The organism is Mycobacterium sp. ZZG, from assembly GCF_054786995.1.
In genome coordinates this window covers 1-7629 of sequence record NZ_JBTBFV010000106.1, presented here as the reverse complement: position 1 = coordinate 7629, position 7629 = coordinate 1, and the positions used below count along the sequence as shown (strand labels likewise).

The 7629-nt window shown below is 66.2% G+C and carries 7 protein-coding genes; 4 read left to right on the top strand and 3 right to left on the bottom strand.

Going from position 1 to position 7629, the window contains the following annotated elements; translation table 11 throughout:
• The first annotated feature begins 160 nt into the window (after positions 1 to 160).
• Complete coding sequence (locus ACXMYJ_RS28195; protein ID WP_443187491.1) at positions 161 to 916, top strand: hypothetical protein; 756 nt, start codon at positions 161 to 163, stop codon at positions 914 to 916.
• Positions 917 to 934: 18 nt separating this feature from the next.
• On the opposite strand, the gene ACXMYJ_RS28190 is transcribed toward ACXMYJ_RS28195, so the two are convergent.
• From ACXMYJ_RS28190 to ACXMYJ_RS28180, 3 genes are all read right to left on the bottom strand, one after another.
• Positions 935 to 2131 carry a cytochrome P450 gene (locus tag ACXMYJ_RS28190; protein ID WP_443187492.1) on the bottom strand — a complete coding sequence of 399 codons (1197 nt, stop codon included), beginning with the start codon at positions 2129 to 2131 and terminating at the stop codon, positions 935 to 937.
• A 164-nt stretch (positions 2132 to 2295) separates the two neighbouring features.
• Positions 2296 to 2970: an acetoacetate decarboxylase family protein gene (locus tag ACXMYJ_RS28185; RefSeq protein ID WP_443187507.1), complete on the bottom strand. Its 675-nt coding sequence runs from the start codon at positions 2968 to 2970 to the stop codon at positions 2296 to 2298.
• A gap of 85 nt (positions 2971 to 3055) precedes the next feature.
• Positions 3056 to 4096, bottom strand: a complete 1041-nt coding sequence (locus ACXMYJ_RS28180) for an LLM class F420-dependent oxidoreductase (protein ID WP_443187493.1) — start codon at positions 4094 to 4096, stop codon at positions 3056 to 3058.
• Between the two features lie 70 nt (positions 4097 to 4166).
• Here ACXMYJ_RS28180 and ACXMYJ_RS28175 point away from each other — a divergent pair, with 70 nt between their 5' ends.
• From ACXMYJ_RS28175 to ACXMYJ_RS28165, 3 genes are read left to right on the top strand one after another with little or no spacing between them, the layout of a single operon-like run.
• A complete protein-coding gene (locus ACXMYJ_RS28175) occupies positions 4167 to 5159 on the top strand; it encodes a Zn-ribbon domain-containing OB-fold protein (protein ID WP_260755466.1) in 993 nt (330 codons plus the stop codon).
• A gap of 8 nt (positions 5160 to 5167) precedes the next feature.
• Positions 5168 to 6223: a thiolase domain-containing protein gene (locus tag ACXMYJ_RS28170; protein WP_460359451.1), complete on the top strand. Its 1056-nt coding sequence runs from the start codon at positions 5168 to 5170 to the stop codon at positions 6221 to 6223.
• 2 nt (positions 6224 to 6225) lie between these two features.
• Positions 6226 to 7407, top strand: coding sequence for a thiolase domain-containing protein (locus ACXMYJ_RS28165; protein ID WP_260755468.1), 1182 nt, complete (start codon positions 6226 to 6228; stop codon positions 7405 to 7407).
• The last annotated feature ends 222 nt before the right edge of the window (positions 7408 to 7629 follow it).

The window sequence follows — 7629 nt, the reverse complement described above, 5'->3', positions numbered from 1 at the left end:
GAATAGGCCCCTACCGGAGCGCACAGGGAAAAGCTGGGCAGACCAGCGGTTACGTCACGCTCACAAGCCCACCAAACGACAACCAGCCATGGCAGACACATCAATCACTCAAGTCCACGGATCGAGGTTTAGGCGCAAAGATTGCGGAGACACCACGTCAATGACCCGGGTAACCGAACAGGGCGACATCTTCTTCTGTTACCGCCCGAAGGTGGATGCGCAGCACGTGCATGGCCTCGACGACGTGGCGCGGTTCTACGTCATCCTCAAGCCGTCCGACAAACCGAGATTCCGGCGGATGATCGTCGGTCGCAAACGGCTACCCTCCGTCGAGGACCACGAGCGGACCTGGGGCTTCATCGACCTCGTCACAGACACGGCCACCGATCTCGAGGACGAACTTGATCCCTACACCTACGAAACAAAGACCCGCGGCGTGCGGGTGGAACCGGCGGTGCGCCCCGCGGGCGAAGGCGTGTACGCGGTCGTCGACCATGATGGCCATACCCACCTCGCCTATGCGCTCGAGCTGCCCAAGACACCAGGACCGGTCCAGGCTGCGTTCCAGATCCGGCCGCAGGCCAGCCTCGTCATGACCGTACGCAACCCGGACGCACCGCCCCCGCCGGACCGACCGCGCGCCGGCCTGCCGTCGTCGCGGCGTCCGGACTACCCGGACGCCCTGCGGGAGAAATTTGGCGGCCGCCGGTTCACCACGCTGGACCCACCCGACTTTCTCGACTACCCGGGAACCGAGCTCGTTCTGATCGGCGCGAGCCCGGACGTCACCCGCGAGTTGGGGCTGTCGCTGCCCACGAGAAGGGAGAGCCGACGGTCGGCGGACGTGTTCACCGAGCTGGGCATGGAACGCGACCTGCACCCCACGGAGCCATTGCTCACCGGCCAGTGGCGGTAGGCGTGGTCTTCTGCGGGATCAGATGTTGAGCGGCTTGGTCGGGCTAAAAGTCACTGGCATCTGCTCCAGGCCGCTGACGAAGTTGGCCGGGCGCAAGGGCAATTGCGCATCGGAGGCCAACCGCATATCGGGCAATCGCTTGAGCAGCCGCTCCTGCATCAGCGAAAGCTCCAGCCGGGCCAGCTGATTCCCTAAGCAGAAATGCGTGCCGAAGCCGAACGCAAGGTGATTGTTCGGATAGCGGGTGATGTCGAACCGCTCGGGCTCGTCGAACACCTTCTCATCGAAGTTGGCCGACTCGAACAGCAGAATCATCTTCTCGCCCTGCCTGAGTTGCGTGCCGTGGAACTCGGTGTCCGCGGTGACGGTTCGGGCCATGTTCTTCACCGGCGCGGTCCAGCGCAGCATCTCTTCGATGGCGTTGGGCAGCAGCTCCAGGTTCTTGATGAGGCTCTGATGCTGATCGGGATGGCGTAGGAGCGCTCGGGTGCCTCCCGACAGCGTGTGGCGGGTGGTCTCGTCGCCGCCGATCAGAAGCAGCAGCACCTCCGTGACGATCTGATGATCTTCGAGCTTCTGCCCTTCGACCTCGGAGTGGACCAGGACGCTGACGAGGTCGTCGGTCGGCTCCGTCTTGCGTTCGGTGATCATGCCCGTCATGTACTCGCTGTACGCCGCGAACGCGTCCATCGTGACCTGGAACTGCTCGGGATCGGCGGTGCTGCTCAACGCGCCGACCAAGTCGTCGGACCACCGCAGGAACATCTCGCGTTCCTCGGGCCGGACCCCGAGCATGTCGCCGATGACCGCCATCGGAAGCGGGGCCGCGATGTCCCACACGAAGTCACACTCGCCGCGTTCGCACACCGCGTCGATCAAGGTGTCGCAGAGCGAGATTATGGACCCTTCCAGGTCTTTGACACGCTTACGGGTGAAGCCTGCATTGACCAGTTTGCGCCGCAGCAGATGCTGCGGATCGTCCATCTCGATCATCATCTCGACACCCGGCTGGTCGGGGCGGATGCCGCCTGCATTGGAGAACAGTTCGGGGTTGCGCTCGGCCTCGATCACCGCCGCATAGGTGGCGGCGGCGGCCAGCCCGTTGCGGTCGCGAAACACCGGCTCGTTCTCGCGCATCCACCGGTAGACGGGGTGGTAATCGCCGGCGTAGAAGTCGCCGTCGGTCAGGTCGACGTCTGGTCTGGTACGTGTCATGCCCGCCTCCATCGGTTGGTAAGGGAATCTAGACGACGCGTCACTCGGCCGTTCTGCTTTACGCCTGCACCTGAAAGAACCGCGCGACCTACAAGTCGGTCACGGTTGAGATCGGCAACCTGGCCCGCAAGATCGGCCTCGACTGCCGCAGTAGAACTGCGGCCTCACCCAACGGGTACGGCATCGCCGAAGGTCATCTGCACAGTGTCCGCAGAAGTGGACAGCATCGCGCGCTTCGGCAAGCCGAGCAACGCGAGTTCCTTCGCGTAGGGGTGCTCGCCGAATCGAACATCCACACCGCCCGGGCGGTTCCGTACCCCGCCGAGCGTCATCTCGAATTGCGTTTCCCGAGTGATGCCGTCGCGGTGCGAATAACTGCGCTGTATCTGTGTGCGCGGCGTCAGGCGGATCGGCAGACCCGGGTGGAAATCCATGCCGAGCACGAACTGGCCGTCGATGTTCAGGTCGAATCCGAAGTGGCGCCCGTCGCGAATCGTGAAGTCCGCCATCACCTTCGGATAGCCCCATATCTTCTGGCCGGCTTCGAGGGTGAAGGTCTGGTCGACCGGGAGGTGGTGGATGAAGGCGCCCGCCGACTGCAGCGCGCGCACGCCCGTGGCCTCCGAACCGGGCGGGTTGACCATGATGCTGGTGCCGAATTCGTGATACTGGCCCAAGTCGCCGTCGACATAGTGCACCAACATCAGGATCGCGACCGCGCGCCCTGGTCGATACCGGCAGACCCTCAGCCCGCTGTAGTCGATCAGCCTCTGGGCGGCGTCGGCATCCACCGAGTACATCGCGGTGTGCTGAGTCGCCTGCCGGATCTGCACCGGCATCGTGACGATCTGGCCGGCGATCACGTGCTGGGAAGGGCTCACCGAGCCAATCTAGAACGTGTTCCAGACAACGAGCAAGAAGTGTCTACAACAGTCCGGAGAGTTCGCGGATCTGCTCTGCCGACCGCGCGCCGACCACCATCATCGTGACGCCTGCGGCCTCCCACGCCTTCATCTGTTCCTGCACGTAGGTCAAGTCGCCGACGATCGCCGAGTCGTCGACCAGTTCGTCGGGAATGATCTTGGCCGCCTGCTCTTTCCCGTCCTTTTGTCCAGATCGGAAGAGCTTGGTCACGTCGTCGACCACTTCTGCGTAGCCCATCCGGCGATACACGTCGGCGTGGAAGTTGGTGTCCTCGGCGCCCATGCCGCCCATGTAGAGCGCCAGGTGCGGCTTCATCAGCTCCATGATCTCGGCACGGTCATCGGTGACGACGACCTGGGCGGTCGCGCAGATCTCGAAGGTCTCCCGGGTACGGCGCGCACCCGGGCGGGCGAATCCTTCGTCGAGCCATTCGTTGTACATGCCGGCGATGCGCGGCGAGTAGAAGATCGGCAGCCAGCCGTCACAGATCTCGGCGGCCAGCGCGACGTTCTTGGGGCCTTCGGCGCCGAGCATCACCGGGATGTCTGCCCGCAGCGGATGGGTGATCGGCTTGAGGTTCTTGCCGAGGCCGGTGGTGCCCTCGCCGGTCAGCGGCAGCGGGTAGTGCGGCCCGTCGCTGCGCACCGGGGCCTCGCGTGCCCACACCTGACGCAGGATGTCGATGTACTCGCGGGTGCGGGCCAGCGGCTTGGGGAATTTCTGGCCGTACCAGCCCTCGACGACCTGCGGGCCGGACACGCCGAGCCCGAGGATGTGCCGCCCCCCGGACAGATGGTCGAGCGTCAGCGCCGCCATCGCGCACGCGGTCGGGGTCCGCGCCGACAGCTGGATCACCGACGTGCCCAGACGCATCCGGCTGGTCTCACGCCCCCACCACGCCAAGGGGGTGTAGGCGTCCGAACCCCACGCCTCCGCGGTGAACACCGTGTCGAAGCCGACCTCCTCGGCCGTGGCGACAAGCTCGGCATGGTTGGTCGGCGGCTGCGCCCCCCAATAGCCCAACTGAAGTCCCAACTTCACGGCACCCGTCCTTCCGGGCCGCCCGGCCCGCTCCTTGAAACCATTCCTAGAACCTGTTCTACTCGATGCCGTGACCACCAGCCAAAGCAGCCCGGTGCAGATCGATCCGCATGAGCCGCCGCTTTCCGCGCCGCTGAAGCTCGCATTCGACTACACCCGTTCAGTAGGACCGCTCCTCGGTCAGTTCTTCACCGCGCTCCGCGAGCGGCGCATCGTCGGAGTTCGCGGTTCGGACGGCAAGGTGCTCGTCCCGCCCGCCGAGTACGACCCCGTCACCTGGGAGCAATTGACCGAGATCGTACCGGTGGCCAGCGTCGGCACGGTCATTTCGTGGACGTGGCAGCCGGAGCCACTCGAGGGCCAGCCGTTGGACCGCCCGTTCGCGTGGGCACTGATCACTCTCGACGGGGCCGACACCCCGATGCTGCACGCCGTGGCCGCCGACGGTCCCGACGCGATCAGCACCGGGGCGCGGGTGCACGCGCACTGGGTCGACGAGCCCGTCGGCGCGATCACCGACATCGCGTACTTCGCGCTCGGGGACCAGCCGGAGGACGTGCCGCCTCCACCGGAGGGTCTCGACCCGATCACCATGCAAGTGGCGCCGAGCTGGATCGAGATTCAGCACACCGCGTCGCAGCCCGAGAGCGCGTTCCTGCGCGCCCTCGAACAGGGCAAGCTGCTCGGCGCCCGCACCGGCGCCGATGGAAAGGTGTATTTCCCTCCGCGCGAAGCCAATCCAGCCACCGGACAACCTCTGGACGAGTTCGTCGAGTTGCCCGACAAAGGCACCGTCACCACGTTCGCGATCATCAACATCCCGTTCGCCGGGCAGCGCATCAAACCGCCCTACGTGGCGGCGTACGTGCTGCTCGACGGCGCCGACATCCCGGTGCTGCACCTGGTCTCGGACATCGAGGCCGACAAGGTGCGGATGGGCATGCGCGTGCAGGCGGTATGGAAGCCCAAGGACCAGTGGGGCCTGGGCATCGACAACATCGAGTACTTCAAGCCGACAGGCGAACCCGACGCCGACTACGACACCTACAAGCATCACCTCTGAGGACGGACATGACTGAAGTAGCTGTGGTCGGATTCGCCCACGCACCGCACGTGCGCCGCACCGACGGCACCACCAACGGCGTCGAGATGCTGATGCCGTGCTTCGAATCGATCTACGCCGATCTCGGCATCACCAAGGCCGACATCGGTTTCTGGTGCTCGGGCTCCTCCGATTACCTTGCCGGCCGGGCATTTTCGTTCATCTCGGCAATCGACTCGATAGGTGCGGTGCCGCCGATCAACGAGTCGCACGTCGAGATGGACGCCGCGTGGGCGCTCTACGAGGCCTACATCAAGATCCTCACCGGCGAGGTGGAGACCGCACTGGTCTACGGGTTCGGCAAGTCCTCGGCCGGCACCCTGCGCAGGGTTCTGGCACTGCAGACCGACCCCTACACCGTGGCGCCGCTGTGGCCGGATTCGGTGAGCATGGCCGGCCTGCAGGCTCGATTCGGGCTGGATTCCGGCAAGTGGACCGCTGAGCAGATGGCCCAGGTCGCGCTCGAGGCGCAGGCCGCGGCACCGCGGGTGGACGCGCTGGAGCCGGCCGACAGCATCGAGGAGCTACTGGAGCGCCCGTACTTCGCAGATCCGTTGCGCCGCCACGACATCGCGCCGATCACCGACGGCGCGTCGGCAATCGTGCTCGCCGCCGGGGACCGCGCCCGCGAGCTGCGTGAGCGGCCGGCCTGGATCACAGGGATCGAGCACCGCATCGAGACGCCGGTGCTGGGGGCGCGCGACCTGACGACCTCGCCGTCGACGGCAACGTCCGCGCAGGCGGCCACCGGCGGGGACACCTCCTCGATCGAGATCGCCGAGCTGTACGCGCCGTTCAGCCACCAGCAGCTCATCCTCACCGAGGCCATCGGCCTGCCTGACAGCACGAAGATCAACACCTCCGGCGGGGCGCTGGCGGCCAACCCGATGTTCTCGGCGGGCCTGGAGCGCATCGGTTTCGCGGCACGGCACATCTTCGACGGCAATGCCTCGCGGGTGCTGGCCCACGCCACGAGCGGGCCTGCGCTGCAACAGAACCTGGTCGCGGTCTTGGAGGGTAAGTAACGATGAGTAAGAAACTCGCCGCCGTCCTGGGCACCGGCCAGACGAAGTACGTCGCCAAGCGCACCGACGTCTCGATGAACGGCCTGGTCCGCGAGGCGATCGACCGCGCTCTCGACGATGCCGGGGTGACGCTGGCCGACATCGACGCCGTCGTCGTCGGCAAGGCCCCGGACTTCTTCGAGGGCGTCATGATGCCCGAGTTGTTCATGGCCGACGCCACCGGCGCCACCGGCAAGCCGCTGATCCGGGTCCACACCGCGGGCTCGGTGGGCGGGTCGACCGCGGTCGTGGCGGCCAGCCTGGTGCAGTCCGGTAAGTACCGGCGGGTGCTGACGATGGCATGGGAGAAGCAGTCGGAGTCGAACGCCATGTGGGCGTTAAGCATTCCGGTTCCGTTCACCAAGCCGGTGGGCGCGGGTGCGGGCGGCTACTTCGCGCCGCACGTGCGCGCCTACATTCGCCGGTCCGGTGCACCGACGCACATCGGCGCGATGGTGGCGGTCAAGGATCGGCTCAATGCGGTCAAGAACCCGTTGGCGCATCTGCATCAGCCCGACATCACGCTGGAAAAAGTGATGTCCTCGCCGATGTTGTGGGATCCGATCCGCTACGACGAGACGTGCCCATCCTCCGACGGCGCCGCGGCGATGGTGATCGGCGACGAGGCCAGCTCGGACGCCCGGGTGGCCGAGGGCCACCCGGTGGCGTGGATCCATGCGACCGCGCTGCGCACCGAGCCGCTGGCGTACGCCGGGCGGGACCAGGTCAACCCCCAGGCCAGCCGGGACGCGGCGGCTGCGCTGTGGAAGGCGGCCGGGATCACCAGCCCCGTCGACGAGATCGACGTCGCCGAGGTGTACGTGCCGTTCTCCTGGTACGAGCCGATGTGGCTGGAAAGCCTCGGGTTCGCGCCGGAGGGCGAGGGCTGGAAACTCACCGAGGCCGGCGAGACCGCGATCGGCGGACGGATCCCGTTCAACCCGTCGGGTGGCGTGCTGTCGTCCAACCCGATCGGCGCCTCGGGCATGATCCGTTTCGCCGAGTCGGCGATCCAGGTGATGGGCAAGGCCGGCGCGCACCAGGTCGAGGGCGCCCGCAAGGCGCTCGGGCACGCGTACGGCGGTGGCGCGCAGTACTACTCGATGTGGGTGGTCGGCAGCGACAAACCCGACAAACCCGCCTGACCCTCTTGCGCCGAAATCGCATTCCACGCGGTAGATTCCGTGTTCTGACCGCGTGGAATGCGATTTCGGCGACTAGGGCCGGTGCCGCTGGGCGGCTAGGAGTCTGCTGAATTAATCCGGCGTGGTGGCGGGGTTTGTGGCTGGGTTCTCGAGATGATTAATGGATGCAGGGGCATTCTGAGGATCAGCGTGAGCTGTTGGATGCGGAGTCGGTTGCCGGGC